We start from the raw sequence: 26,024 nt of genomic DNA, 5'->3' as shown, positions 1-26,024 counted from the left end.
ACACATAGCAATGGACGCCATCATTCTGGACCTGGGCAGCGACATCAAGGGCGAGTGCAAGCTGGAAGGCTACGCCGACAAGATCGAAGTGCTGTCCTACAGCCACAACGTGGCCATGCAGGTGACCAACGACGTCAGCAACACCGAACGCACCTCCGGCAAGCCGCATATCGGCGAATTCAGCCTGACCAAGTTCACCGATAAATCCACGCCGGAGCTCAACGCCTACTGCTGCCAGGGCAAGAACATCCCCGAGGTCAAGATCACCATAGGCCGCAACGCCGCCGACAGCAGCGGCAAGGTGCTGCCCTACATCGTCTACACCCTGACCAACGCCATCCTGTCCAATGTCAGCGTCAGCGGCGGCACCGGCGGCAAGCCGGTGGAAAACCTCTCGCTCAACTTCACCAAGATCAAGTGGGAGCTGACCACCCAGAAAGACACCGGTGCCAAGGACGGCAACGCCGCCGCGGTGTGGGACCTGGCCGCCAACAAGTACTCCAAGTAAACCATGCGCCAGCCTGCCCAGTTCCGCCCGGGTCTGTTCGAACTGCTGGCCGACGCCGAACCGCGGCAAAGGCTGGAAGCCGAGCCGCTGCTGCGGGTGGACCGCCGCCGGCTGCAGGAATCGGTGCGGGCGGAGCTGGCGCGGCTGCTGTCCAGCCGCCGCGCCGAACAACCCTACCTGGCCGAACTCAGCGTCATCGACTACGGCGTGGCGGACTGGAGCGCGCTGCACCCTGAACGCGCCGAAGACCGCCAGCGGCTGGCGCGCGAGATCCGCCAGGCGATACGCAGCTTCGAACCCCGGCTGGCCGCGCCGCGCGTCAGCGTGGACACGGTGCAAGGTCGCGGCCTGCTTCTCAGCGTGCGCATAGACGGCGAACTCCAGGCCGAGGGCAGCCGCTGGCCGGCCGCCTTCGTCGCCGAGCTGGACCCGTCCGGCGCGCGGCTGACCGCCTGCGAGGACGCCGGCTGATGGAATCGCTGGACCCGCGCCTGCTGGACTACTACCAACGCGAACTCGCCTACCTGCGCCACGCCGGCGGCGAATTCGCCCACCGCTACCCCAAGGTGGCCCACCGCCTGCAACTGAGCGACGGCGAATGCCCGGACCCGCAAGTGGAACGGCTGCTGGAAGGCTTCGCCCTGCTGTGCGCGCGGCTGCAACGCCGGCTGGACGACGACTACTCCGAACTCACCGACGCGCTGCTGGAGCAGCTCTACCCGCACGCGCTGCGGCCGATGCCCTCCTGCGCCATCGCCCGCTTCGAGCCGGACCCGGACAAGGGCAAGCTGGACGCCGGCTACCGCATCGAACGCGGCACCCCGCTGTTCGTGGCCACCACCGCCGGCGACAGCCTGCGCTTTCGCACCAGCGCCGCCGTCACCCTGTGGCCGCTGCGGCTCGCCGCCGCCAGCCTGCTGACCGAGGACGAAGCCCAGGCCGCCAGCGGCCTGGCCCAGGCGCGCGCCGCCCTGGTGCTGCGGCTGGAAAAACTGGGGCCGGAGCCGCTGGGCGCGCTGCCGCTGAACAGCCTGCGCATCCACCTGGCCGGCTCCCCGCTCAACGCCGCCGCGCTCTACGACCTGCTGTCCGCCCACAGCCTGCAAATCAGCTGCCGGCTGCCGGAGCGGCCCGGCCTGGCGCCCTCCATCCGCCCCGGCGCGCTGCCGCGCGCCTGCGGCTTTAGCGCCGACGAAGCGCTGCTGCCGGCCGAGGACGGCGTGCACCCGGCGCACGCGCTGCTGGCGGAATACTTCGCCTGCCCGGAAAAGTTCGCCTTCTTCGACCTGCCGCTCTGCCTGCCGCGCCAGGCGGAGCGGCAGCTGGAAATCGTCATCGCCTTCGAACGCGCGCCGGCCGGCCGCCTGGGCATCCAGCACGGCGACATCGCGCTGGGCTGCGCGCCGGTGATCAATCTGTTTCCGCACACCTCGGAACCGCTGCGCCCGGACGGCAGCCGCAGCGAATACCTGCTGGTGGCCGACGCCCACCGCGACCACAGCGTGGAAATCCACTCCATCCGCCAGCTGCGCGCCGCCGGCCCGGACGGCGCGCGCCGCATCGCCCCCTACTTCGCCTGCAGCCACGGCGAGGGCGGCGACGGCCGCTACTGGCATGCGCGCCGCGTGCGCGGTCTCAACCGCCTGCGCCCCGGCAGCGACATGCTGCTGACCCTGGTGGACGCCGATTTCGACCCGCTGGCCGCCAGCGAGCTCAGCCTCACCGCCGAGCTGCTGTGCACCAACCGCCACTTGGCCGAGCAACTGCCGGCCGGCGCGCCGCTGATGTTCGAACTGCCCGGCCCGGTGGGCCAGGCGCGGCTGCTACGCCCGCCGCGGCCGCAAACCGAAGCCGCGCTGGACGGCGCCTCGCGCTGGAAACTGGTGTCCCAGCTCAGCCTCAACCACCTGTCGCTGAGCGAAGGCCCGCAAGCGCTGGCAGCGCTGCGCGAAATGCTGGCGCTGCACAATCTGGGCGAACAGCCGGCCGCGCGCCGCCAGATCGAAGGCATCGCCGCGCTCGGCAGCGAACGCATCGTCGACCACGTCGGCGCCGACGCCTGGCGCGGCTGGCGCAACGGCCTGCTGCTGACGCTGGAGCTGGACCCGGCCTGCTTCGCCGGCGGCAGCCGCGTGCTGTTCGCCGCCGTGCTCGCCCACTTCTTCGCCCTCTACGCCCACGCCAACCGCTTCGTGCGCACCCGACTCGTCCACCAGCAACAGGAGATCCAGACATGGCAGCCCCCGCCCGGCCCCAACCTGGTTCTGTAGCCGAGCGGCTGCTGACGCGGCCGCAGGGCTTTGAATTCGCCCAGGCGGTGATGCTGCTGGAACGGCTGACGCCGCAGGCCGCGCCGCTGGGCCAGGGCGCGGACCCGGCGCGCGAGGCGCTGCGGCTGCGCGGCCCGCTGCTGCCCGCCTTCGCCGCAAGCGAACTGAGCGCGCTGGAACCGGGCGCGCTGGGCGGCGACGCGCGGGACGGCCAGCCGGCGCTCGATGTCGAATCCTTCGGCCTGGGCGGCCCGGACGGCCCGCTGCCCTACGCCTATCAGGAATGGCTGCAACAACGCCGCCAGGACAAAGACCACGCGCCGGCGGAATTCCTGCAACTGTTCCAGCACCGGCTGCTGGCCCTGCTCTACCGCGCCCAGCGCAAATACCGGCTGGCGCCCAGCTTCGCCGCGCCGCGGCTCAGCCCGGCGCGGCCGCTGCTGCTCAGTCTGTGCGGCCTGCTGCCCGCCGGCCTGCAACAACGCCAGGCGGTGCCGGACGCCGCGCTGCTGGCCCGCGCCGCCCTACTGGCGGACCGCCGCCGCTCGCTGGCCGGCTTCGCCGCCTTGGCCAGCCGCCACCTAGCCGCGCCGGTGCAAGCCAGCCCCTACGCCGGCGGCTGGCGCGAGATCCCGCCGGCCAGCCGCACCAGCATCGGCCCCCACGGCCACAACGCCGCGCTGGGCCAGGGCGCGCTGGCCGGCCGCCGCGCCTGGGACGAACACGCCGGCATCCGCCTGACCGTGGGCCCGCTGGACCCGGCCGGCTACCGCGCCTTCCTGCCCGGCGGCGAACGCCACCGCGCGCTGGCCGCGCTGGCGGCGTTCTACTTCGGCCCGGACCTGGACATCCAGCTCAGCCTGCTGTGGCAGGCCCCGGCCGCCGCGCTCAAGCTGCAAGCCCGCGCCGCGCCGCGGCTGAGCTGGGACAGCTGGCTGGGTGGCCCCGGCGGAGCCCGGCGGCTGGACACCCGGCTGCAACGGCCGTCCCCGCCCGGCGAGGAGCCGGCATGAGCGCCGAACTGTCCGAACTGGTGGCCCGCCTCAACCCCAGCTGCCGCAAGGCGCTGGAGCTGGCCGCCCAACGCTGCCTGCAGCAAAGCCACTACTATGTGGAAATCGAACACGTGCTGCTGGAACTGCTGGAACTGCCCAACGGCGACCTGCCGCTGCTGCTGCCCAAGCTGGGCCTGAGCACAGACCAGCTGAGCGCGGAGCTGCGCCGCAGCCTGGACCAGTTCAAGCGCGGCGAAACCCGCGCCCCGGCCTTCTCCAGCCACACCGTGGCCTGGCTCAAGGAAGCGCTGCTGCTGGCCACGCTGCGCCAGCAGGCCAGCATCCGCTCCGGCCTGCTGCTGCTCACCCTGCTGGAGCGCGACGAGCTGCGCAATCTGCTGCTGATCGGCGCGCCCTGCCTGCTGCGCGCGCCGCGCCAGCCGCTGAGCGAACAACTGGACGCCTGGGCCGCCGCCTCGCGCGAAGCCCCGTCCGCCGCCGCGGCGGAACCGGCCGGCGCGCTGGCGCGCTTCACCCACGACCTGGTGGCCGACGCCCGCGCCGGCCGCATCGACCCCATCGTGGGCCGCGACGGCGAAATCCGCCAATGCCTGGACATCCTGCTGCGCCGCCGCCAGAACAACCCCATCCTGGTGGGCGCGCCCGGCGTGGGCAAAACCGCGGTGGCGGAAGGCCTGGCGTTGCGCATCGCCCACGAGGAAGTGCCGCCGGCGCTGGCCGGCGTCGGCCTGCTGGCGCTGGACCTGGGCCTGCTGCAAGCCGGCGCCGGACTCAAGGGCGAATTCGAACAAAGGCTGCAAAGCGTGATGGACGACATCCGCGCCGCCGCCCGGCCCATCATCCTGTTCATCGACGAAGCCCACACCCTGGTGGGCGCCGGCGCGGCCGAGGGCCACAGCGACGCCGCCAACCTGCTCAAGCCGGCGCTGGCGCGCGGCGAACTGCGCACCGTGGCCGCCACCACCTGGCAGGAATACAAGAAATACTTCGAGCGCGACCCGGCGCTGGCGCGGCGCTTCCAGCCGGTGCAAGTGGAAGAACCGGACGAAGACCGCGCCGTGGCCATGCTGCGCGGCGTCGCCGCCCGGCTGGAACAACACCACGGCGTGCGCATCCTGGACGCCGCCATCCACGACGCGGTCAAGCTCTCCCACCGCTACATCTCCGGCCGCCAGCTGCCGGACAAGGCCATCAGCGTGCTGGACACCGCCTGCGCCCGCGTGGCGCTGGCCCAGCACGACCAGCCGCCGCAGCTGGAAAACCTGCGCCACCGCCAGGCCATGCTGGACGAAGAACTGGAGCGGCTGCTGAACGAACAGGCCACCGGCCTGGACCACGCCGCCCGCATCGCCGCGTTGCGCCAAGACAGCGCGCGCCAACTGCAAGCCATGCGCGAGCTGACCGTGCGCTGGCAGGACGAATTGCGCGCGGTGCGCGAAATCCTGCGCACCCGCCAGCAACTGCTGGACTTCCTGGCCAGCGAGCCCGAGCTGCCCGCCGGCGAACCGCCGCTGCTGCTGGAAGAAGCCGAAGACGGGACCGCGACCGCCAACGACGACGAAGCCGCGGACCCAGCGCTGCGGCTGGCGGAACAACTGGCGCGGCTGGAAGCCGGCCTGGACGCGCTGCGCCAGGACGACCCGCTGGTGCCGGAACACGTGGACTCCAAGGCGGTGGCCGCCGTCATCGCCGGCTGGACCGGCATCCCGGTGGGCAAGATGCTGGCCGACGAAGCCTACGCCATCCGCACCCTGGCCCAGCGCATGGGCCAGCGCGTGATCGGCCAGCCGGCCGCGCTGGGCAAGATCGCCCAACGCATCCAGGCCTACCGCGCCGGCCTGACCGACCCCGGCAAGCCGGTGGGCGTGTTCCTGCTGCTCGGCCCCACCGGCGTGGGCAAGACCGAAACCGCCTACGCGCTGGCCGACGCCCTCTACGGCGGCGAACGCAATCTGATCGTGGTCAACCTGGCGGAATACCAGGAAGCCCACAGCGTCAGCCAGCTCAAGGGAGCACCGCCCGGCTATGTCGGCTACGGCCAGGGCGGCGTGCTGACCGAGGCGGTGCGGCGCAAGCCCTACAGCGTGGTGCTGCTCGACGAAATCGAAAAAGCCCACCCGGACGTGTTGGAAGCCTTCTACAACGTGTTCGACAAGGGCCAGATGGAAGACGGCAGCGGCCTGGTGGTGGACTTCAACAACACCATCATCCTGGCCACCAGCAATGTGGGGGCGGAAGCCATCCTGGCCGCCGCGCCCGCCGCCATCGGCCACCCCGGCTTCATCGACCAACTGCGGCCGCAGCTCAACGCCGCCTTCCGCCCGGCGCTGCTGGCGCGGATGACGGTGGTGCCCTACCGCGCGCTGGACGACACAGTGCTGGCCGACATCGTGCGCAGCAAGCTGGAAGTGCTGCGCCAACGCTATCAACGCGCCACCGGCAAGATGTTTGATTTTGATCCGGGGCTAATTCAGGCGGTGCTAAACCGCTGCCGTGGGGCCGGGGCTAGGGATATTGATAATGTTTTATTGGCGGAGGTGGTGGGGAAATTGGCGGAGTGGGCGGTTGAGCAAAGTTAACTTACATCAGAGCTGGCTTTACTCAAAAAAGAGTAGCACTCAACAACACTAACAAACGAACACCCAGGAGAAGAGCATGGCCATGACATTAATAATTTCATTCTCGCAAGGAAATCCACACGACAAAAACAAAGTAAAGATTGACAATGGAATATGCTTTGGGCTGTGCATATGGTTAATCGAAACAGCCAAGTCCTTAGACAACCCAGAGTTTTTGCAATACGTTAGCAAATTCGCCTTAAAACCTGGGAAAATTATGGAAACTGGATTAACTTATCAAAAGCAATCAAATCAAGGTAGAAACGATACAATCACTGGATTAATTTTCAATATAGACATAGCATCAGGATCTGAAAACATAGGAGAAACAATGACATCAGCCTACACCTTATTGGACACAGCCGCGATTGCAAACTCCATATATATTTTATCATTTTTTGGAAAAAAATGGGGGCACGCCACGGTTTTATTAAAAAAAGGCGGGCAGTGTTACTGGTTCGACCCGAACTTTGGATTATACTCCATAGATCCAATTGACACGGTTGGCGAGTTAATGGGCTTCTTAAAAAAAACGTACCCAGACATATCAAAAGCCAAATTAAATTACTTAGCAATTACCCAATAATAAAAAATAAGAACAAATTAGAAAAACCATATTCAGATCAAAAAATTCATACACAAAACAGATCCGAAAACATTTCCAATATTTAGACCCTCAATCTCTATAAAATCATGCGATTAATACCATGCCCCGCCCCTCCGACAAAACCACCCCGCTCTCCCTCAGCGCCTCCGCGCTGAAAGAGTTGTACCCGGACAGCCTGTCCGGCGACGAGGCGCTGAACGCGCTGGGCAGCTTCACCCTGGCCGGCTTCAGCGACAGCGCGCTGACGCTGGACAAGGCGGTGGCCTCCCACCTGACGCTGAGCCTGCGCCGCGACGACAACACCCGGCCCGTAGACGGCCTGTGCGCGGCGATACGCCAATTGCCGGGCGACGCCACCGCGGACCGCTACAGCGTGACGCTGCGGCCCTGGCTGTGGTGGCTGAGCCTGGCCGGCAACAACCGCATCTTCCAGAACCAGAGCGTGCCGGACATCGTAAAAGCGGTATTCGCCGGCCACGGCTTCAGCGACTACCAGCTGAAGCTGGACGCCACCTACCCCAAGCGCGAATACTGCGTGCAGTTTGGCGAGAGCGATCTCAATTTTGTGATGCGGCTGCTGGAAGACGCCGGCATCTTCTGGTTCTTCACCCACGCCGGCGGCAAGCACACCCTGGTGCTGGCGGACGGCAACAGCCATTTCCCGGACTGCCCCAATAACGCCAAAATCCCCTATCTGGGCCAGGACCTGGGCGGGCGCGAGCTGGAAGGCGTGCGCAGCGCCGGCATCAGCCGCCAGGCGGTGGCCGGCGGCTACCGCGCCGGCGATTACGAATTCACCACCGCCAGCGCCTCGCTGTACGCGCAGGCGCTGGCCAAATCCGATCTGCCCAATCTCTACCAATACCCGGGCGGCTACGCCAAGAAGGCCGACGGCGACGCGCTGGCCAAGCAGCGCAGCGACGGCCTGCGCGCCGAGGAAGTGGAGCTGGTGGGCGACAGCGATTGCCGCTGGCTGATTCCCGGCCACTGCTTCACCCTGAGCGGCCACCCGGACCCGGCCTGCAATATCGCCTGGGTGGTGACCCGCGTCAGCCACGAGGCCGGCCAGCAGCATTACCGCAACCGCTTCGCCGCCATCCCCAAGGCCACCCCCTACCGCCCGCCGCGGCTCACACCCAAGCCGGTGATGCACCCACAGGTGGCCAAGGTGGTGGGCAAGGCCGGCGAGGAGATCTGGACCGATAAATACGGCCGCGTCAAAGTGCAATTCCCCTGGGACCGCGACGGCAAGGACGACGAATCCAGCTCCTGCTGGCTGCGGGTGATGCAGCCGTGGAGCGGCAAGGGCTTTGGCATGCAGTTCATCCCGCGCATCGGCCAGGAGGTGATTGTCAGCTTCATCGACGGCGACCCGGACAAGCCGCTGGTCAGCGGCTGCGTCTACAACGGCGACAACGCGCTGCCCTACGAACTGCCGGCCAAGCAGGCGCAGTCCGGCCTCAAGACCAACTCGACAAAAGGCGGCGGCGGCTTCAACGAATTGCGCTTCGACGACAGCAAGGACAAGGAGGAAGTGTTCTTCCAGGCGCAGAAGGACTACACGGTGAAAGTGCTCAACGACGCGGCCGCCGACGTGGGCCACGACGAAACCCTGGTGGTGAAGAACGAGCGCAAGCGCAGCGTCACCGAGGGCAACGACAGCCTCAGCGTGGACAAGGGCAACCGCACCGTGGAAGTGAAAACCGGCAATGAAACCCTCAACGTCAAGGGCAAGCGCACGGTCAAGGTGGAGGGCGACCAGAGCCACAGCACCGGCGGCAACCACGAACACAAGGTCAGCGGCAACTACACGCTGACCGTGGACGGCAACCTCACCATCAAGGTCAGCGGCACCCTCACCCTGCAAAGCGGCGGCGCCTTCACCGCCAAGAGCGACGCCGCCTACACCGCCCAGGCCGGCACCAGCCTGACCAACAAGGCCGGCACCGGGCTCACCAACCAGGCGGGCACCGAGCTGACCAATAAAGCCGGCACCACGCTGACCAACGACGCCGGGGTGTCGTTGACCAACAAGGCCAGCGCCAGCCAGACCGTGGACGGCGGCGGCATGCTCACCCTCAAGGGCGGGCTGATCCAGCAGAACTGATGCGATGGCGGAACCGATAGACATCCAGCAAGACCAGCAGCGCTTCATCGGCCAGCTGGCCGACGGCAAGCTGCAAGGCCCGGCGCGCATCGAGCAGGCCGGCGCGCCGCTGGCGCGCTTCCACTACCAGGACGGCCAGCTGCACGGCCCGGCCACCCTGCTGCACCCCGGCGGCCAGCCCTCGGCCCAGCTGCATTACCAGCGCGGCCAGCTGCACGGCGCCGCGCAGTATTGGTCGCCGGAGGGCGCGCTGCAACGCCAGGCCCATTACCGCCACGGCCTGCCGCACGGCGAAACCCGCACCCTGTTTCCCAACGGCCAGGCGGCGGAGCTGGCGGTCTACCGCAACGGCCTCAAGCACGGCCTGCAACAGCGCTACCACCCCAACGGCGCGCTGGCGGAACGGCAGAATTTTGTCGAGGGCAAGCCGCTGGGGCCGCCGGAGCGCTTCGCCGACGACGGCCGGCCGCTGAACGCGGACGGCAAGCCGATGGCGCGCTGGCGCTGGTGGTGGCGAAAAATGATGGGGTGAGAGCCTGTTCAAAGTCTGCTGCGCTTCGTGGGGCGTTGCACGGTGAGTGCGTCTACAGCATGCCCATCTGCCGCGGGTACGCTCCGCTTTTATTTCCGCTCTAAGACCGGCTAACAAAACCCCTGATCCTGCGTTGCGCCTCCTTGTCGTACCACTTGTACTGCCTGCGTCGGCGCGCCTTGGCTCAGGTACGCTGCGCGGTTTTGTTAGCGGCTCTAAGAACCTGTTTACGATCTCGCGAGCAAAGGCGAGACAAGGCGAAAACAAGCGAAAAAGCGGAATGTACAGGTGGTACATGAGCATTTTGAGGATGTTTTCAACGCCGTATCGCCGACGCGCAGCAGCGCGTAAACAGGTTCTAAGCATTCACTTCGCCAATCAAGACTGCTCTACATTTCCTGAACGAACATCACCGTATTTCCGGCTGGATCGCTGACTTGCGCAAGCTTTATGAATCCCAGATCCTGTGTTTCGCTAGCGGCGACACCAGCGTCTTGACAAACTGTCCTCTGCGTTTCGATATTGTGGACACCGCACACTACACATGATTTACCTGCCAGGCTTGGGTCAGGCGCAAGCGAAACTTGAATCCAAGCATTTTCCGCCAGCCGCCATTCGGCGACGCCCTCATAAGGGGTAACATCCGGCTTGCGCCCAAGCCATTTGGCGTACCATTCAACGGCTCCGTCGAAATCATTCACGTGAAGAACGGAGACTACACTCGTAAAATTGTTATTCGACATGTCCTTATTCTCCTTTTACGATTTTTTCAGTGCGTGAAATGCTGCGTAGCCGCGCAGCGGACTCAATGCCTTGAACAAGACTTCCAGTCGGCAAAGACCATGAACAGGTCAGCGCTACACCTGCCGCCCCAGCCACACCACCCGCCCCAACACCGAGAAATCCGGCGGCGGCGCGGCCAGGTCCACCTCGAACGGCGGATACGCCTCATTGGCGCTGGACAAGCCCAGCTTGCCGCCCGGCAGCCTCTGCGCCCGGCGCACCACCACCTCGCCGTCCAGCTCCAGCGCGTACAGGCCGCTGCCCGGCTGCGTCTCCGCCCGGTTGATCAGCACCAGATCGCCGTCGTTCAGCACCCCGGCCATCGCGTCGCCGGCCACCGCCACCGCCGCCAGCTGACTGGCCGGCAGCTTGAGCCGCGACTCCAGCCAGTCTTGGGCCAAAGGCAGAGCCGCGCCGGCGCCGTAACACGGCACTTCCACCTGCGTGTCCCACGGCGCATAGCGCTCTATCGTCTCGCCGGCCCGAAGACCGGCTTCGTCCGACAAGACCTCCCCCTCGCCAAACAGCAGCCAATCCAACCGCGCGCCGGTCAGCCGCGAAAACTTGCCCACCAGCACGGCGGACGGTTTGCGCGCGCCGCCTTCGTAGTTCTGCAGCGACACCAGCGAGATGCCCAGTTTTTGCGCGGTGACGTCGCGCGCTTCTTTCAGCACCGCGTCGCGGATAAACCTCAGTCGTTTGCCTAGATATTCCAATCCCCACCCCCTTAGAGCCCGTTCCTAATCTGCTGCGCCGCGTGAGACGCCGCACGGTGAGTACCACTTCGAAATGCTCATGTACCGTGTGTACATTCCGCTTTCTCAGCCGCAACGCCTTATCTCGCCTTGGCTCGCGAGAGCGTAAACACATTCTTAGATTGAACAACGAACGAAGCTGACGGACGAAAAAACAACATTTGCAGCCCGCGCAAAACATTGAATTTATTGAATATATTTAATTTATCGATTTACAGACCACGCTCGCATTTGCCCTTAACCGCAATCGTGGTCAGATATCGTCATTCCCGTGACTCGAACGGGCCGCCCCGCCAAGGCCGGACCGAACCCGTCAACGGATATCCGGCGGCCGTCAGCCAGGCCGCCCAGGCGCCAGCGCGATTCGTGCATTCTAAGCCGGCCTTTCCGAAATCGCGAATCCGGCCGGTTCGCCTCGCGCCCGCCCTTGACTGAGCTCCAGGAGCCGCCATGCCGATACGCCACCTGTTCGCCCTGTTCGCCAAGCCGCCGCCGGCCAGACCGCCCGCCCGTCTGATCAAGACCGTGCAGCAACTGCGCGCGCAGCGCGCCGACAACCCCACCCTCGCCGCCATCGACCTCGAGCTGGTCTACCTGTCCCGCTGCTGCGAACACTACGACGACATCGCCGATGAACTGCGCCGCTGCTGCGAAGGGCTGAGCGCGCTGCTGCTGATGCTGCGCCACACCGAAAACGCGCAGCTGCGCGGCAAGGCGCTGTGGGCCTTGCTGGAACCGCTGCAACAACGTTTGCAGCTGGCCGCGGCCAAGCTGGAGGCGGTGACGTCTTGACCGCGGCTTAGCCCTGCTCATCAAACCCCTGATCCGGCGCGGCGCCTCCTTGCGCGGCGCGCCGCCAATCCGCCGCCGCGCCCTCTTCCCGCAGCCAGTCGAACATGCGCGCCATCGCCTCGCTGCGCAGGCCGTCGCGCGGCCGCGACAGCCACCATTGCGCGCCCGGCAGCCGCGGGTAGCCGGCCAGTTCGCGCAGCCGGCCGTCGGCCAGCGCTTCCTCCAGCGCCAGCGACGGCAGGCAGGCGATGCCGTGGCCGCGCAAGGCCGCGTCCAGCGCCAGTTGCGGCGCGTCGTAGACGGCGGCGACGCCGAAACGCGGCAACAAGGCCTGCACCGCGGCCTCCGCCGGCTCCGGCATCCGCGCTTTTTCCAGACAGATCAGCCGCGCCAGCCGCGGATGGCGCTCGGCCGGCAGCGCCGCCAGCTCTTCCGCCAAGGCCGGCGCGGCGACGAAGCGCCAGTCCTCGCGCAGCCAGGCCGCGTCCTCCCAGCCGGCCATCGCCAAGGCTTGCCGGCCGATGACGATGTCGACGTCGATCTCATCCGCCTGGCCCGGCTCTTCGTCGGTGGACAGCAAGGGCACGATGTCCGGGTGGGCGGCGCGCAAGCGGTCCAGCCGCCCCTGCAGCCAGCCGTGCAGCAGAAAGGCCGGCCCCACCAGCACCACCAGGCCGGGATCGGTGTACACCGCGATACGGTCCAGCCCGCGCCGCAGCGTGTCCAGCGCGCGCCGCACGCTCTGCTGCAGCATTTCGCCGGCGAAAGTCAGTTCGATGCCGCGCCCCACGCGCTGGAACAAGGGCTGGCCGACAAAGGCTTCCAGCTGTTGAATCTGGTGGCTGACCGCGGACTGCGACAGGTGCAGCGCCTCGGCGGCGCGGGACACGCTGCCCAGGCGCGCGGCGGCTTCGAAGCCGGTCAGCAGCCGCAACGACGGCAGCCGGCCGGCCGCGCCGGTAGCCTGGTCTTCCCCCTCGTCCGCCTTCGGCCCCTTATGGTGATTGTTTGAATCCATGCTGATCTGTCCCGCGGGCTTCCCGCCGCTTAAAGCGGCTGCTGCTGGGTTGCGCAATGAATGCCTCCGCCGCCGGCGGCGATGCCGTCTATGTTCAGCTGCACCACCTCGCGCTGCGGGAACAGCTCGCGCAGCGCAGCGCGCGCGTTGCGGTCGGCCTTGGCGTCGCCGAACTCCGGCGCGATCACCGCCCCGTTGCAGACGTAGAAATTGATGTAGCCGGCCGCCATCTCGTGGCCCTCGTACTCGGGCCGCACCCGCTCCGGACCCGGCAAGACCACCACTTCCAGCTTGCGGCCGCGCGCGTCGCGCGCCTGGCGCAGCAAGGCCAGGTGGCGGCGGGTCACCGCGTAATCGTAGGACTGCGGGTCGGTGTCCAGGCCGGCCACCACCACGCCGGGGCGGACGAAACGGGCGTAGAAATCGGTATGGCCGTCGGTGATGTCGCGGCCGGCGATGCCGGGCAGCCAGATCACCTTGTCCACGCCCAGCAGCCGGCGCAGTTCGCGCTCGCACTGCGCCTTGCTCCAGCCCGGATTGCGGTTGGGATTGAGCACGCAGCTCTCGGTGACGATGGCGCTGCCCTCGCCGTCCACCTCGATGCCGCCGCCCTCCAGCACCAGGGAGGTCCGCAGCGCCGGCGCGCCGCTCTTGGCCGCCACCGCGGCGGCCACCTTGGCGTCCTTTTTATGCGCCTGCTTGCCGCCCCAGCCGTTGAAGTTGAAATCCACCGCCGCCGCCCCGTCCTTGCCCTTGACGAAGACCGGCCCGCTGTCGCGTATCCACAGATCGTCCAGCGGCTGCTCCACCAGTTCCACCTTGGGGCCGCACAGCTTGGCCGCCAGCTCCATGTCCTCGGCGCGCGCCAGCATGCGCACCGGCTCGTGGGCGGCGATGGCCTGAGCCACTCGCGCCAGATCGCGCCGCACCACCGGCAGCAAGTCCTCTCCCCACACCGCCAGACTGGGACCGAAGGCCATCCAGGTGGCGGCGTGGCGTTCGCCCTCGTCCGGCATGCGGTAGCCGGCCGCGCCCGGCACGCCGCTCCAGCCGCGGGCGGCCAGCAGGCTGCCCGCCGTCAACAGGCTCGCGCCCAGGAAGTGTCGTCTAGTGTTCATCGCCGCGTCTCCAAAACCGGTTTCCAGCCACATGGCTGCGCTCAGCATTGTGCAAGCGGCAATACATTTGAAAAAGCGATGAATTTTGCGGAAACCTATCTATTTCTATCATGTATTTGCCGCCGCCGCGCGCCGGCCGGCGGAATGACATAAGCTGAAGACGGAATACCGGAGGGACCGGCATGCGTCTCGCGCTCTGCATCCTCATCGTCGCCATCGCGGCCCAGGCCTGTCCGGCCCGGGCGCAGGAACCCGAACTGGTGATGGGCTACCGCACCAATGAGCGGCGCCCCTATATCGAGGAGGACAGCGACGACGGCATCTACAAAACCCTGTACAGCCGCGCCTGCCAGCGCATAGGCTGCGCGCTGAAAGTGGTGCGCCTGCCAAAGAAGCGGGTGCTGCAAGCGCTGGCGCAGGGCGAAGTGGACTTCTACCCCGGCTACACCTACAACGCGGAGCGCGAAGCCATCGCCCTGTTCGTGCCCAACGGCCTGCGCGAGCGCCACGTCTTCATCACCCGCGCCAAGCACCCGCCCATACGCGGCTACGCCGATCTGGACAATGAGGTGGAGCTGCGCAGCCTGGGCAATCCGGACCTGCTGCCCCCGCCGTGGCAAGCTCGCGTCAAGGTGCTGCCGGTGCCGGAGCTGGATGTGGAACGCGCCTTCCGCCTGATCAGCGCCGGCAAGGCGGATTTCTACATCTACGACGAACTGACGCTGCGCTTCTATTGGGAGCGGCTGCGCCCGCCCGGACTGACGCTGCATCCGTCGCTGGAGGCCTGGCAGCCGATGCAGATGGGCTTTTCCAAGCATTCGCGCTTTTACCGCGCGCAGCCCAATCCGGATTACCGCGCCGAGCTGCCGCTTAGCCCGGACAACTACCCGCTGCGGCTGGACCCGGCCTCGCTGGCCGGCAAGCTGAGCGCGGCCTTGCAGGCGATGAAGCAATCCGGCGAAACCGAACGCATCGTCGAGCATTTTCTCCAGACGCCGGCTCCTTGAGGGAAGGCCGGCGGCTCGCGCTGGCAGCCAAGCGCCCCAAACCCCTGGCGCCGTCTTGCTGCGCGGCAGGGGCTGAGGCGGCAGAGCCTGTTCATCATCTTGGGACCTTGAGGTCTTGGATGGATGCCCAGGAAACCAGGTATTCGGCCCGCCCCTTCAAGAACCTTCCGCGTGGCTATCGCCGCGCGCCCCACCCTAGCCATGACAAGCCGCCGCGCGCAGGGCGGGTGGAAGCGCAGGCAATGCCCGCCAACGGTCTCCTTTTCCGTCCATCCCGCCGACGCGCAGCGGATCGTAAACGGGTTCTAAGGCGTGACCCGCATATACGGCGTAGTGCTCAGCGTCGCGCTGATGGAACAGCCGCCGGACAGTTGCGCCGCGTCCAGGCCGATCACGGTTTCGCTGCCGTTGTCGGCCACGCTGCCGACGATCTTGGTGGGCCCGCACAGGCCGCCGCCGATCGGCGATTTCACGTTCACCGCCACATTGTCCAGTGTCAGCTGGGTGGCGGTGTCCACATGACCGGTCCACGGCGAGGTGACGGAGGCGGTGGGCTTGATCACCTTGCACAGCGCGCCGCCGCTGAAGGAGGCGCTGGTGATGGCCACATTGCCGTAGCCGTCCACGGTGCCGCTGAACACCGCCTTGCAATCCAGATCGATGCCGAACTTGCCCACCTTGGCCGGCCCCACCGCGGAGAACGGCATCGCCGCGCCGCCAGGTCCGGGCGGAGTAATGGTAACGGCGAAGGCGGAAGCGGCGGCCAGGCCGAGGGCCAGCGCGGCGGTACGGGAAAGCAGTGCGAATCTTTGCATAAATGCCCTTTCAATATTGACGTTGAAAACAGAGGGCATTTTTCACCGGACAGAAGATGACAAATTGATATCAATCAAGTCCATCTCAGCCAAATTACAAACAACTGACATTTAGGCTGATAAACGCAACACGTCCATGCAAGCATCACATATAAAATTTTCATTACTTGCTAATGATTCTTAAAATCTTCTCGCTCACCCACCCAATAAAATCCAACACACGCCATCAAATAAATTACAAAAATTACTACCGCAAATATTCTTAGTAATCGCACGTAGTCATTTAAACTTGATCTAACTAGAACAATGCATCTATACCCAGTAAACCAAGCCACCCCATGTCGCTAGCTTGACAGTCAGCACTTATTCTAAACTGCGTACTACGCACTCAAAAAACACATGGCAAGCATATAGAACTGTTTATTTTAAAACTATAAACATTGCAACAATAAATCATCCCTAAGCTCAAAGACCAAAGAAACGAAAAATGGTCTTCGTCGCAAATCATTGTGGCGACTTATTTAATCTTTCTTTTTTATTTGGATGGATCACGGCACTTTCACCAGTCATAATCCAGCCCGCACCGCTACCGGAATCATGAAACCATCTGGCAATGGAGGCGCGCATTTGTTTGGGAGAACACCATGAGCGAGTCTATTTTCGTATCCAGTGAACAGTATAAGGAAATCATGTCCGTACCGGCCGAACAGACTCGGTCACAAACGGACTTAAGTCAGAATGGCGTGTTTGAAATCGGCCTCTGTCTAGCCGGCGCGGTGTCAGCCGGCGCGTACACTGCCGGCGTACTGGATTTCCTGCTGGAGGCGCTGGAAGCATGGCAGCAGGCTAAAGCGGATCCGGCACAACACCCACCCAGCCACAGCGTCAAACTCAGCGTGATGGCCGGCGCCTCTGCCGGCAGCGTCGTGGCCGCGCTGCTGGCCTGCTCCTTGCACAGGAAATTCGCCCACGGCCCCAATTCCGACAACCCGCTGTATCACAACTGGGTGGAGGGCGTGGACATTCTGAACCTGCTCGGCACCCGGGACTTGCAAGACCAAGACTCCGGCTTTCCCTCCTTGCTGGATTGCAGCCGGCTGGATCAATTGGCCGAGGAAACCCTGGCCCAAACCGCGCCCGGCACGCCTTATCGACGCGACCATGTGGCCGACACCTTGCGGCTGGCGTTCTGCCAGGCTAATTTGTCCGGCGTGCCGTACGCGCTGGAAATGTCCGGCGACGCCAACGCGCCCGGATCGCATGGGCTGGATATGACGGCACACGCCGATCACATCCTGTTCGCGCTGAACACCCACCCCGATGGCCCAGCCTCACCACTGCGGCCCGATGAATACTCGCTTTCCACCGGCGCTCCACTCCAAGACTGGCGCGAGATGCTGCAACATGCGCTGGGCTCCAGCGCCTTTCCCGGCGGCCTGCGTCACCGCTTGCTGGAACGACACGCCAGCGACTATCTATATCGCTTCATCCCTCACAATGGACGCTTGATCCGTCTGCGGACGTCCTGCCAACTAACGGGCAATTACTCCTATCTATGCGTAGATGGCGGAACCATGAATAACGAACCGGTGGCGCTGACCCATCAGTTGCTCTGCGGCCCGCTGGGGCATCTAGAAACCCCGGATGGCATCGCCACCCGCGCCATGATCATGATCGATCCCTTCCCGGAGAGCGCCGCCTATCACGCACCGGAGAAAACCGATGATTTGTTCACCACCTTGCCCAAGCTGCTGGGAGCCTGGAAAGATCAGTGCCGCGCCGACAGCGCTGAAAGCATGCTCGCCGGCGATGACCATGTTTACAGCCGCTTTCTGATTTCGCCTAACCGGGGCGCAGCCTGGCAGCAGCAATACCCCAAACTTCCACACCTAGCCTCCTCCAGCCTTGGCGCTTTCGGCGGCTTTTTGCACCAGGCTTATCGCCATCACGATTTCATGTTGGGCCGCCGCAATTGCCAGCAGTTTCTGAAGCAGCATTTCACCCTGCCGGCCAGCCACCCCTTGTTCCGCCAGGGTGAACAGCAGCAAGCCAGGGCGCAGCAAGGCGAAGGGCCGGAAGAATGGCGGATTCTTCCTTTGCTGGGATCCGTCCGCGAAGAACTGCCAGCGCCGCAGCCGGAGTGGCCAGTCAACGCACTGGATCAAGCCAGACTGGCGCAGATTCGCGATGGCGTCAAAACCAGGTTCAAAGCCCTGGTCCAGGCGGACAGGCTGCCCCTCTCCGGCACACCCCGCTGGCTTTCCTCTTTGCTGCCCATCCCTAGAATGCTATTTGGCTGGTTGGTTTACGACAAAGTAATGGACACCATCATCGCGGCTCAGCGCACAGCCGGCTTGCTTGGTTCAGTTCAGCCAGCGCCACCCCGGCAGGCCGTTTCGCCGGTCCAGCCTCTAGGCCCAGCCAAGCCGGCCGCTTAAGCCGCTCAGGGAATCATCACCGTGAACTGGCCGGGCGAGTTGATCTTGATCACCCCGCCCCAGTTGCACATCAGTATGCTGTTGCTGTCCAGCGCCGGCATATTGCCTATCAGCACCGTGGGCGCGCCCGGCGTCCACGGCGCGGCGGTGACCGGGATGCAGGGCATGGGCGTCAGCACGCCCATGGCGGCGGCGGTGGCGGCCGCCACCATAGGGTTGGCCGGGCTTTGGCACATGCCGAAGGGCATTACGTTGAGCATGGGCACGTAGTCCATGATGTTGGCGGCCGGCACCCCGCCGGCCATCACTCTATTGGCCGGCAACACCACCAGGCTGCTGGGGGCGACGCCGAAGCTGCATTGCAGCATCGCGCCCATGCACACTTGCGGACATCCCATGCGCGTCTCCTCACTCCGGCTGGCCAAGACATGACATCGTCACGCCAAAGCCAAACGCCGTCAAGCGCGTCCGCGCCAGCCCTGACAACGCCGGCTCAAGGCCCTCTCCAGCCCCAGCAGCAATAGCGAAACCGCCGCCGAACTCAACGCGATCAGCGTGGCCATCGCCGCCGCCGCCGCGGTGTCGCCGGCGTCGTCCATGGTGACGATGGCCACCGCGGCCAGGCTGTTGTCCGGGCTGGCGATGAAGATCAGCGCCGACAGCGTGGTCATCGCCGACACGAACAGATAGCGCATCACGTCCAGCAGCGCCGGCAGGCACACTGGCAGCGTCACCCGTCGCAGCGTCACCCAGAACGGCACTTTGAGCGAGGCGGCCACCGCTTCGAACTCGCCGTCCAGCTGCTTGAGCGCGGTGCTCATGGTCAGGTGGCCGGTGGTGTAGAAGTGGGCGATGGTGCAGGCCGCCATCAGCGTCATGCCGCCGTAAAGCCCATGCAGCGGATTGTCCGGATGGTTGAAGAAGAACACATAGCCCAGGCCCAGCACCAGGCCGGGCACCGCCATCGGCAGCATGGCGAAGAAGCGCAGCAGCGCGCGCCCCAACGGCGCGGCCGGCAGCTTCTCGCAGGCGTAGGCGCCGGCGAACACCAGCAGGCTGCCCGCGCCGGCGGTGATGCAAGCCAGTTTCAGGCTGTTGAAGTAAGCGCTCCAGCCGCCGCCGTCCACGCTGTCGAACTGATAGTGGGCCAGCGTCAGGCTTAGATCGTACGGCCAGTACTTGATGAAGGAGGCGACGACGCCGACGCCGAGCAGGGCCAGCAGCGGCAGCGAGATCGCCGCCAGCAACAGCCAGGCGGCCAAGTCGCGCCATGGCGCGTGCCCCGGCGAAAACGGCACCGCGCGCGCGCTGAGCGCCGCCTGCTGACGGCGCGCCATCCGCCGCTCGATGAAGAAGGAAAACACCGCCGGCAGCAGCAACATCAGGCCCACCACCGCGCCGCGCGGGAAGTTCTGCTGCCCCACCACCTGCTTGAAGGCCTCCACCGCCAGCACGTTGTAGTCTCCGCCCACCACCTTGGGCACGCCGAAGTCGGTGATCACCAGGGTGAACACCACCAGGCCCGCCGAGACCAGGCCGTAACGCGCGCCCGGCAGGGTGATGGTGAGGAAGCGGCGCAGCGCGCCGGCGCCCAGCGCGCGGCCGGCCTCGTACAGCCGCGCGTCCGACGCCGATAGCGCGGTCAGCAGGATCAGCAGCGCGTGCGGAAAGGTGTAGAAGGCCTCGCCCAGCACCATGCCCCAGAAGCCGTAGACGCTGCCGCCGGCGAGCCAGGACTTGAGCAGGCCCTGGTTGCCGAACAGATACACCAGCGAGATGGCCGGCATCAGCGACGGCGCCAGCAGCGGCGACAAGGCGATCTGCCGAAACACGCCGCGGCCCCAAACGCGGCTGCGGCTCAGCCCCCAGGCGAAAGCGAAGGCCAGCGGCAGCACCAGCGCGGTGACGGTCAGCGCCAGCCACAGGCTGTGGCGCGCGGCGCGCATCAGGCCGGGGCTGTCCAGCACCTGAGCGAAGTTGGCCAGGCCGACGAAGCCGCCGTCCATGTCCAACACCGATTTGCCGAAGATGAACAGCAGCGGCAGGCCCAGCGCCAAGGCCAGCAGCGCCGCCAGCGTCCACACCAGCGCGGCGGCGACGCGGCGCTCGCCGTCGGCAGGCGCGGCGCGCCAGCCCTGCAAGGCGCGGCTCAGCATCCGCCCTCCCCGGCGTAGGCGCGCAGCAGCGCGGGCGGCAGCTCCACCGGCACCACCTCGCCCGGGGTCAGCGGCTGGCGCTGCAGCATGGACGGGCAGATTTCGGCGTGCAGCGCCAGGCCGGGCATGGCTTCCGGCTGCAGCCGCAGCCGGGTCATCGCGCCGCCGAAGCTGATGTCGTCCACCCGCGCCAGCACGGTGTTGGGCGCGCCGTCCCAGCGCGCCTTGACGATGATGTCCTCCGGCCGCAGGAACAGGGTCAGCGCCTCGGCCTGCGGCAAGGGCGCGTCCAGCCGCAGCAGGCAGTTGCCGACGGCGGCCTCGTGGCCGTCGCGCCGCCGCGCCGGCAGCCAGTTGGCGGCGCCGACGAATTCGGCGACGAAGCGGCTGGCCGGCCGGCGGTAAATCTCGGCCGGGGTGCCGACCTGCTCGACGCCGCCGGCGTTCATCACCACCACCCGGTCGGCGATGGCCAGCGCCTCGGCCTGGTCGTGGGTCACCATCAGCGTGGTGACGCCCAGCCGTTTTTGCAGGCCCTTGAGCTCGTCGCGCAGCTTGTCGCGCACCCGCGCGTCCAGCGCGGACAACGGCTCGTCCAGCAACAGCAGGCCGGGCGAGGTGGCCAGCGCGCGCGCCAGCGCCACGCGCTGCTGCTGGCCGCCGGACAGCTGGGCTGGATATTTGTCCTCGGCGCCGGGCAGGCCCACCAGGTCCAAGAGCTCGCGCACGCGGCGGGCGTGGCGCGCGCCGCCGCCGCGCGGCTTGAGGCCGTAGGCGATGTTGTCGGCCACGCTGAGGTTGGGGAACAGCGCGTAGCTTTGGAACACGATGCCGTAGTCGCGGCGCGCCGGCGGTTCGCGGGTGATGTCGCGCTCCAGCAGGTGGACGCTGCCGGCGTCCGGCTGGTCCAGCCCGGCGATCAGGCGCAGCAAGGTGGTCTTGCCGCAGCCGGACGGGCCCAGCAGGCAGACGAATTCGCCCTTGCGGATGGACAGGGACACGCCGTCCAGCGCGACGAAGCCGCCAAAACGGCGGCTGAGGCCGCGGACGGACAGGTGTTCGGACAAGCCGTCCAGGCTATCGGCCGGTTTCATGCGCAACTCCAGGATGTCTTGCAAAGGAACGACGCCGCCCGGCGGGCGGCGCGATGGCGGGAAGCGGCTCAGCTCTTGGGCTCGGCCTTGCTCTCGTAACGGCGCGACCATTCGCGCAGGATGGCCTCGCGCTGCTTGGCGGCCCAGGCGAAGTTGTTCTTGCTCAGGCGCTGGGCGTAGTCGGCGGGGATGAAGGGATTGGGCTTGGCCACGCCGGGCATGGCCAGCACCGCGTAGTTCTTTTCATACAGGCGCATCGCCGGCAGGCTGACCGAGAAGTCCGCCAGCTTCTGCGCGGCGGCCAGCTTCTTGCTGCCCTTGATGATGGCGGTGGCTTCCAGGTCCCAACCCAGGCCTTCCTTCGGATAGATCAGGTCGATGGGCGCGCCCTTCTCCTTGAGCTGGGCGCCGCGGTATTCGAAGGAGATGCCTACCGGATACTCGCCGGCGGCGGCCATCTTGCACGGCTTGGAGCCGGAGTGGACGTACTGCGCCATATTGGCGTGCAGCTTGTCCATATAGTCCCAGCCCTTCTTCTCTCCCATCATCTGCAACCAGGCGGACACGTCCAGATAGCCGGTGCCGGAGGACGCCGGGTGCGGCATCACGATCTGGCCCTTGTAGGCCGGCTTGGCGAGGTCCGCCCAGCTCTCGGGCTTGGGCAGGTTCTTCTTGGCGGCCTCCACTGTGTTGAAGCAGATGGTGGCGGCCCATACGTCCATACCGGTCCACTTGGGCGGCCTGGCCTTGTCGACGAACTCCGGGCTCAGCTTGTCCACGCCCTTGGGCGCGTAGGGCTGCAGCATGCCCTGCTGGTCCAGAATCATCAGGCTGGTGGCGGCCAGTCCCCACACCGCGTCGGCTTGCGGATTGTTCTTTTCGGACAGCAGCTTGGCGGTGATGATGCCGGTGGATTCGCGCACGAAGCGGATTTCGATGTCCGGGTTGGCCTTCTCGAAAGCCTCCTTGTATTCCTTGACCTGGTCCGCTTCCAGCGCGGTGTACACGGTCAGGGTGGTGGCGGCCTGCGCCAGCGGGGCCGTCAGGCCGGACAGGGCCAGGCCGGCGGCCAGGACAATCAGCTGTTTCATCGACATCGCTCCAATAGGTTTAGACGTATAGACCTCATGGTCCATGCGCCGTCCGTCAAATCAGCCGCCACCTTACGACGCGCCGATGACAGCGCGGTGACGGCCGGGTGAAGCTTGTCTTGCGCGGCTGGACGTCTCGCCGCCGGCGCGCGGCCTACCAGGCCAGCGGCCCTTTCTCGCCGTTGGCGTGTTCGCCGTAGTACAGCGAGGGCAGGAAGCGCGCCAGGCAGCTGAACTCGTTGTAGCAGTGGCGCATCAGTTCCAGGCCCAGGCGCTCCGGCACCGCTTCGCCGCTGCCGTCGGCCGCGCCCAGCAGGAAGCGGCTGCGCAGCACCGCGCCGTGGGCGGTGTCCCGCGTCAGGTGCACCATCTCGCCGTCCAGCGGATCGCCGTCGGCGCTGAGCCGCGGTTCATCGCCAAAGGCGATGCGCGCGCACACCGCCGCCGAGACGTCGCCGCGCGCCAGCGCGGCGCTGAGCCGGCCGGCGCCGAAAAAGTTCTCCGGCGGATGGAATTTCAGCACCGCCGGCACCGGCGGGATCTCGCCCAGCGCCTCCACCGCGCGCACGGTGGAGCCGACGTAGCCGCGGCCGGCGCGGCGGCGCCCGTCCCAGCCGCGCAGCTCCACATGATCGTGCGGGTGCCACCAGCGGATGTGCCGGGTGGAATCGAAGAAGGTGAACCACCAGTCGAACATGCGGCCGGCGCAGCCGGGCAGCTCGGTGCGCGCGGCCACCAGCAGCCGGCCGTCCTCCAGCCGGCTCACGCCGGTTTCCAGCATCAGCGGACCGGGTTGCAGCAGCTCGTCGTAAGATGTTTCATAGCGAGAATTCACAGTACACTCCTTGGCTTGAAGAATGATCAGGGCGCGATGCGCGGCTTTCCATTAATTTGGAAACGCATCACGTTTCCATAATGAGGAAGCCATATCCAGATGTCAAGCCAGGATCAAGGACCGCGCGCGCGCGGCCGCCCCGCCGCGCCGGAACAGGAATTGCGCCAGCAAGTGTTGGACGCCGCCACCGAACTGCTGCTGAGCCAGGGCTATCAGGCCGCCACCATGGCGGCGGTGGCGCAGCGGGCCGGCGTGGCCAAGAAAACGGTGTATCGCTTCGCCGACAACAGCGAGCAGCTGCTGGGCGCCGTCATCCACGGCTGGACCGACGCCTTCGTCGCGCCGATGCAGGCGCCGCTGGCGGACGCCGCCAACCTGCCTCAGGCGCTGGAGGCGCTGTTGAACACGGTGGCGGCCAAGGTGCTGACGCGCGAGGCGGTGGGGCTGTTCCGTCTGCTGATCGGCGATTTTCCCGGCCGGGAAGCGGCGTTGGCGCAATACGCCGAACACGGCGTGCAACGCTGCGCCGCGCTATTGGCCGGCTGGCTGGAACGCCAGGCGGAGCAGGGCCTGATCCGCTGCGCCGACCCGGCTCAAACCGCCGAACTGCTGCTGGCGATGACGATAGCGGAGCCGCTGCGCCGGATGGCGCTGGGCCTGACGCCGCCGCTGCCGGAGCACGACCCCGGCGAGCGCATCCGCGCCGCGGTGGCGCTGTGTTGCGCCGGCCTGCTGCCGCGCTGAGCCGCCCCAGGCATACAAGCCACCAAACCTTGGCTAAACTGTCTTGAAGACAACCATAACTTGCGACCATGAGCCTGCGCCGCGTCCTCGATAGCATTGTTACCCGCTTGCTGCTGCTGGCGCTGGGCATCGTGGCGGCCGGCGCGGTGGCGCGCTACTACGCGGTCAGCCAGTTTCTGCGCGAAGACTTGAGCAAGGTGGTGCAAAACCAGCAGATGGCGCTGGCCAGCTACGTCGCCCGCGACGTGGACTTCAAGATCCAGCAGCGCCAGGCGCTGCTGCGGCGGCTGGCCTCCACCCTGCCCCAGGAACTGCTGCAACGCCCGGACGAACTGCAAGCCTGGCTGCGCCTGCATTGCGACTTCCAGTGCCCGTTCTCGCAAGGCCTGTACGTGGTGACGACCGAGGGCCGCGCCATCGCCGACTACCCGTCCCTGCCCGGCCGCATCGGTCGGGACTACTCCGACCGCGACTACATCCGCATCGCGCTGTCCAGCCCGCCCAATCTGGACCGCATCGTCATCGGCCGCCCCATCATCGGCCGCGTCAGCAAAAAACCGGTGCTGCCGATGGCGGCGGCGCTGCCCTGGCGCGACGGCCGCCCGCAAGGGGCGCTGGCCGGCATCACCGCGCTGGCCGCGCCCGGCTTCATGGATCTGCTGCTGGCCTCCCACATCGGCGGCCCCAACAGCGGCTTCCTGCTGATCTCGCCGCAGGACAAGCTCTTCGTCGCCTCCTCCCAGCCGGACATGGTGCTCAAAACCACGCCGCCCACCGGGATCAATCCCCTGCACGACCGCGCGATGGCCGGCTTTCGCGGCGTGGGCATCACCGTCAACGCCCAAGGGCGCGAGGAAGTGTCCGCCATCGCCTCGGTGCCCAGCACCGGCTGGTTCGTGGTGGCGCGCATGCCCAGCAGCGAGGCCTTCGCCACCGTGGGCCGGGCGCAGACCTTCATGCTGAAAAACGCGGCGCTCGCCATCCTGGTGTTCGCCCTGGCCGCCGGCGCCGGCCTGTATCTGCTGTTCCGCCCGCTGTTCCGCGCGGCCAGCCACGCGGACCGCATGACCCGCGGCGACTTGCCGCTGGAGCCGCTGCCGGTCAAGCGCAACGATGAGGTCGGCCATTTGCTGGCCGCCTTCAACCGGCTGCTGAGCAAGCTGAACCAGCATCAGGAAGAGTTGGCGCGCATGGCCCACCACGACAGTCTGACCGGCTTGCCTAACCGCGCGCTGCTGTCAGACCGCCTGGCCATGGCGCTGGCGCGCGCGCAGCGCAACGCCAGCCGGCTGGGCCTGCTGTTCCTGGATCTGGACGGCTTCAAGCAGATCAACGACGGCTACGGCCACAAGGCCGGCGACAAGGTCTTGTGGCAGGCGGCGCAGCGCCTGGGCGGCATCGTGCGCCAGACCGACACCCTGGCGCGCATCGGCGGCGACGAGTTCGTGCTGTTGATAGGCGATCTGGGCGAGGACGCCGAGGAGGTGGCGCGCATCGTGGCGGCCAAGTGCATAGAGACGATGCAGGCGCCGTTCGACATCGGCGGCGAACAGCGCCTGTTGGGCATTTCCGTCGGCATCGCACTGGGCAACGGCGACAGCAGCGCGGACAATCTGCTGCAGGCGGCGGACCAGGCGATGTACCGGGCCAAGAAATCCGGCCGCAGCGGCTGCGAAAGCGTCACGCTGTAAGCGTCAGGCGGCCCGGCCGGGCGCGCCGC

Annotated in this window: 23 protein-coding genes; 13 read left to right on the top strand and 10 right to left on the bottom strand. The window is 66.4% G+C overall.

Features of this window, described 5'->3' with window-relative positions; translation table 11 throughout:
- The first annotated feature begins 10 nt into the window (after positions 1-10).
- The 8 genes from VK98_RS06485 (at position 11) to VK98_RS06455 (ending at position 9,658) form a co-directional block, all read left to right on the top strand.
- The gene (locus VK98_RS06485; RefSeq protein ID WP_048413274.1) at positions 11-508 is read left to right on the top strand and encodes an Hcp family type VI secretion system effector; all 498 of its coding nucleotides are present in this window, start codon (positions 11-13) and stop codon (positions 506-508) included.
- A gap of 3 nt (positions 509-511) precedes the next feature.
- Positions 512-979, top strand: coding sequence for a type VI secretion system baseplate subunit TssE (gene tssE, locus VK98_RS06480; RefSeq protein ID WP_048413273.1), 468 nt, complete (start codon positions 512-514; stop codon positions 977-979).
- Entirely contained in the window at positions 979-2,778 is a 1,800-nt protein-coding gene (gene tssF, locus VK98_RS06475; protein ID WP_197082983.1) for a type VI secretion system baseplate subunit TssF, read from the top strand. Before tssE ends, tssF begins: the two co-directional genes overlap by 1 nt.
- Positions 2,742-3,791, top strand: coding sequence for a type VI secretion system baseplate subunit TssG (tssG, locus tag VK98_RS06470; RefSeq protein ID WP_048413271.1), 1,050 nt, complete (start codon positions 2,742-2,744; stop codon positions 3,789-3,791). Before tssF ends, tssG begins: the two co-directional genes overlap by 37 nt.
- Complete coding sequence (tssH, locus tag VK98_RS06465; protein ID WP_048413270.1) at positions 3,788-6,373, top strand: type VI secretion system ATPase TssH; 2,586 nt, start codon at positions 3,788-3,790, stop codon at positions 6,371-6,373. The genes tssG and tssH overlap by 4 nt, the downstream gene beginning before the upstream one ends.
- A gap of 76 nt (positions 6,374-6,449) precedes the next feature.
- A complete protein-coding gene (locus VK98_RS23665; RefSeq protein ID WP_156187786.1) occupies positions 6,450-6,998 on the top strand; it encodes a hypothetical protein in 549 nt (182 codons plus the stop codon).
- A gap of 121 nt (positions 6,999-7,119) precedes the next feature.
- Positions 7,120-9,126 carry a type VI secretion system Vgr family protein gene (locus VK98_RS06460; RefSeq protein ID WP_048413269.1) on the top strand — a complete coding sequence of 669 codons (2,007 nt, stop codon included), beginning with the start codon at positions 7,120-7,122 and terminating at the stop codon, positions 9,124-9,126.
- Positions 9,127-9,130: 4 nt separating this feature from the next.
- Positions 9,131-9,658: a toxin-antitoxin system YwqK family antitoxin gene (locus tag VK98_RS06455; RefSeq protein WP_048413268.1), complete on the top strand. Its 528-nt coding sequence runs from the start codon at positions 9,131-9,133 to the stop codon at positions 9,656-9,658.
- A 389-nt stretch (positions 9,659-10,047) separates the two neighbouring features.
- On the opposite strand, the gene VK98_RS23240 is transcribed toward VK98_RS06455, so the two are convergent.
- Both VK98_RS23240 and VK98_RS06450 read right to left on the bottom strand, forming a co-directional pair.
- Positions 10,048-10,401 carry a VOC family protein gene (locus VK98_RS23240; RefSeq protein WP_082158794.1) on the bottom strand — a complete coding sequence of 118 codons (354 nt, stop codon included), beginning with the start codon at positions 10,399-10,401 and terminating at the stop codon, positions 10,048-10,050.
- A gap of 114 nt (positions 10,402-10,515) precedes the next feature.
- Positions 10,516-11,157: a S24 family peptidase gene (locus tag VK98_RS06450; protein ID WP_053077260.1), complete on the bottom strand. Its 642-nt coding sequence runs from the start codon at positions 11,155-11,157 to the stop codon at positions 10,516-10,518.
- Between the two features lie 489 nt (positions 11,158-11,646).
- Between VK98_RS06450 and VK98_RS06445 the strand changes: the two genes are divergently transcribed.
- Positions 11,647-11,988, top strand: coding sequence for a hypothetical protein (locus VK98_RS06445; protein WP_048413267.1), 342 nt, complete (start codon positions 11,647-11,649; stop codon positions 11,986-11,988).
- A 7-nt stretch (positions 11,989-11,995) separates the two neighbouring features.
- Here the strand turns inward: VK98_RS06445 and VK98_RS06440 are convergent, their stop codons facing one another.
- A complete protein-coding gene (locus tag VK98_RS06440) occupies positions 11,996-13,006 on the bottom strand; it encodes a LysR family transcriptional regulator (RefSeq protein WP_082158793.1) in 1,011 nt (336 codons plus the stop codon).
- 29 nt (positions 13,007-13,035) lie between these two features.
- Entirely contained in the window at positions 13,036-14,124 is a 1,089-nt protein-coding gene (locus VK98_RS06435; RefSeq protein WP_048413366.1) for an agmatine/peptidylarginine deiminase, read from the bottom strand.
- A 182-nt stretch (positions 14,125-14,306) separates the two neighbouring features.
- Between VK98_RS06435 and VK98_RS06430 the strand changes: the two genes are divergently transcribed.
- The gene (locus tag VK98_RS06430) at positions 14,307-15,131 is read left to right on the top strand and encodes an ABC transporter substrate-binding protein (protein WP_048413266.1); all 825 of its coding nucleotides are present in this window, start codon (positions 14,307-14,309) and stop codon (positions 15,129-15,131) included.
- A 305-nt stretch (positions 15,132-15,436) separates the two neighbouring features.
- Here the strand turns inward: VK98_RS06430 and VK98_RS06425 are convergent, their stop codons facing one another.
- Positions 15,437-15,946, bottom strand: a complete 510-nt coding sequence (locus VK98_RS06425) for a hypothetical protein (RefSeq protein WP_048413265.1) — start codon at positions 15,944-15,946, stop codon at positions 15,437-15,439.
- A gap of 644 nt (positions 15,947-16,590) precedes the next feature.
- On the opposite strand from VK98_RS06425, the gene VK98_RS06420 reads away from it, so the two are divergent.
- Positions 16,591-18,384 (top strand): patatin-like phospholipase family protein, encoded by a 1,794-nt coding sequence (locus VK98_RS06420; RefSeq protein WP_048413264.1) that lies wholly within the window; start codon positions 16,591-16,593, stop codon positions 18,382-18,384.
- 5 nt (positions 18,385-18,389) lie between these two features.
- Here VK98_RS06420 and VK98_RS06415 read toward each other — a convergent pair whose 3' ends face one another.
- The 5 genes from VK98_RS06415 to VK98_RS06395 form a co-directional block, all read right to left on the bottom strand.
- Positions 18,390-18,782, bottom strand: a complete 393-nt coding sequence (locus tag VK98_RS06415; protein WP_048413263.1) for a DUF4280 domain-containing protein — start codon at positions 18,780-18,782, stop codon at positions 18,390-18,392.
- Between the two features lie 60 nt (positions 18,783-18,842).
- Positions 18,843-20,540, bottom strand: coding sequence for a putative 2-aminoethylphosphonate ABC transporter permease subunit (locus VK98_RS06410; RefSeq protein WP_048413262.1), 1,698 nt, complete (start codon positions 20,538-20,540; stop codon positions 18,843-18,845).
- Entirely contained in the window at positions 20,534-21,634 is a 1,101-nt protein-coding gene (locus VK98_RS06405; RefSeq protein ID WP_048413261.1) for a putative 2-aminoethylphosphonate ABC transporter ATP-binding protein, read from the bottom strand. The genes VK98_RS06410 and VK98_RS06405 overlap by 7 nt, the downstream gene beginning before the upstream one ends.
- A gap of 68 nt (positions 21,635-21,702) precedes the next feature.
- Positions 21,703-22,725 (bottom strand): putative 2-aminoethylphosphonate ABC transporter substrate-binding protein, encoded by a 1,023-nt coding sequence (locus tag VK98_RS06400; protein WP_197082982.1) that lies wholly within the window; start codon positions 22,723-22,725, stop codon positions 21,703-21,705.
- Positions 22,726-22,879: 154 nt separating this feature from the next.
- Positions 22,880-23,560, bottom strand: a complete 681-nt coding sequence (locus VK98_RS06395; protein WP_048413259.1) for a DAPG hydrolase family protein — start codon at positions 23,558-23,560, stop codon at positions 22,880-22,882.
- Between the two features lie 99 nt (positions 23,561-23,659).
- Between VK98_RS06395 and VK98_RS06390 the strand changes: the two genes are divergently transcribed.
- Both VK98_RS06390 and VK98_RS06385 read left to right on the top strand, forming a co-directional pair.
- Positions 23,660-24,304: a TetR/AcrR family transcriptional regulator gene (locus tag VK98_RS06390; protein WP_048413258.1), complete on the top strand. Its 645-nt coding sequence runs from the start codon at positions 23,660-23,662 to the stop codon at positions 24,302-24,304.
- A 68-nt stretch (positions 24,305-24,372) separates the two neighbouring features.
- Entirely contained in the window at positions 24,373-25,995 is a 1,623-nt protein-coding gene (locus VK98_RS06385; protein WP_048413257.1) for a diguanylate cyclase domain-containing protein, read from the top strand.
- Positions 25,996-26,024: the final 29 nt, after the last annotated feature.

It is taken from the genome of Chromobacterium sp. LK11 (assembly GCF_001043705.1).
GTDB classification, from domain to species: Bacteria; Pseudomonadota; Gammaproteobacteria; order Burkholderiales; family Chromobacteriaceae; genus Chromobacterium; species Chromobacterium alkanivorans.
This window is presented reverse-complemented; position numbering and strand designations above follow the sequence as displayed.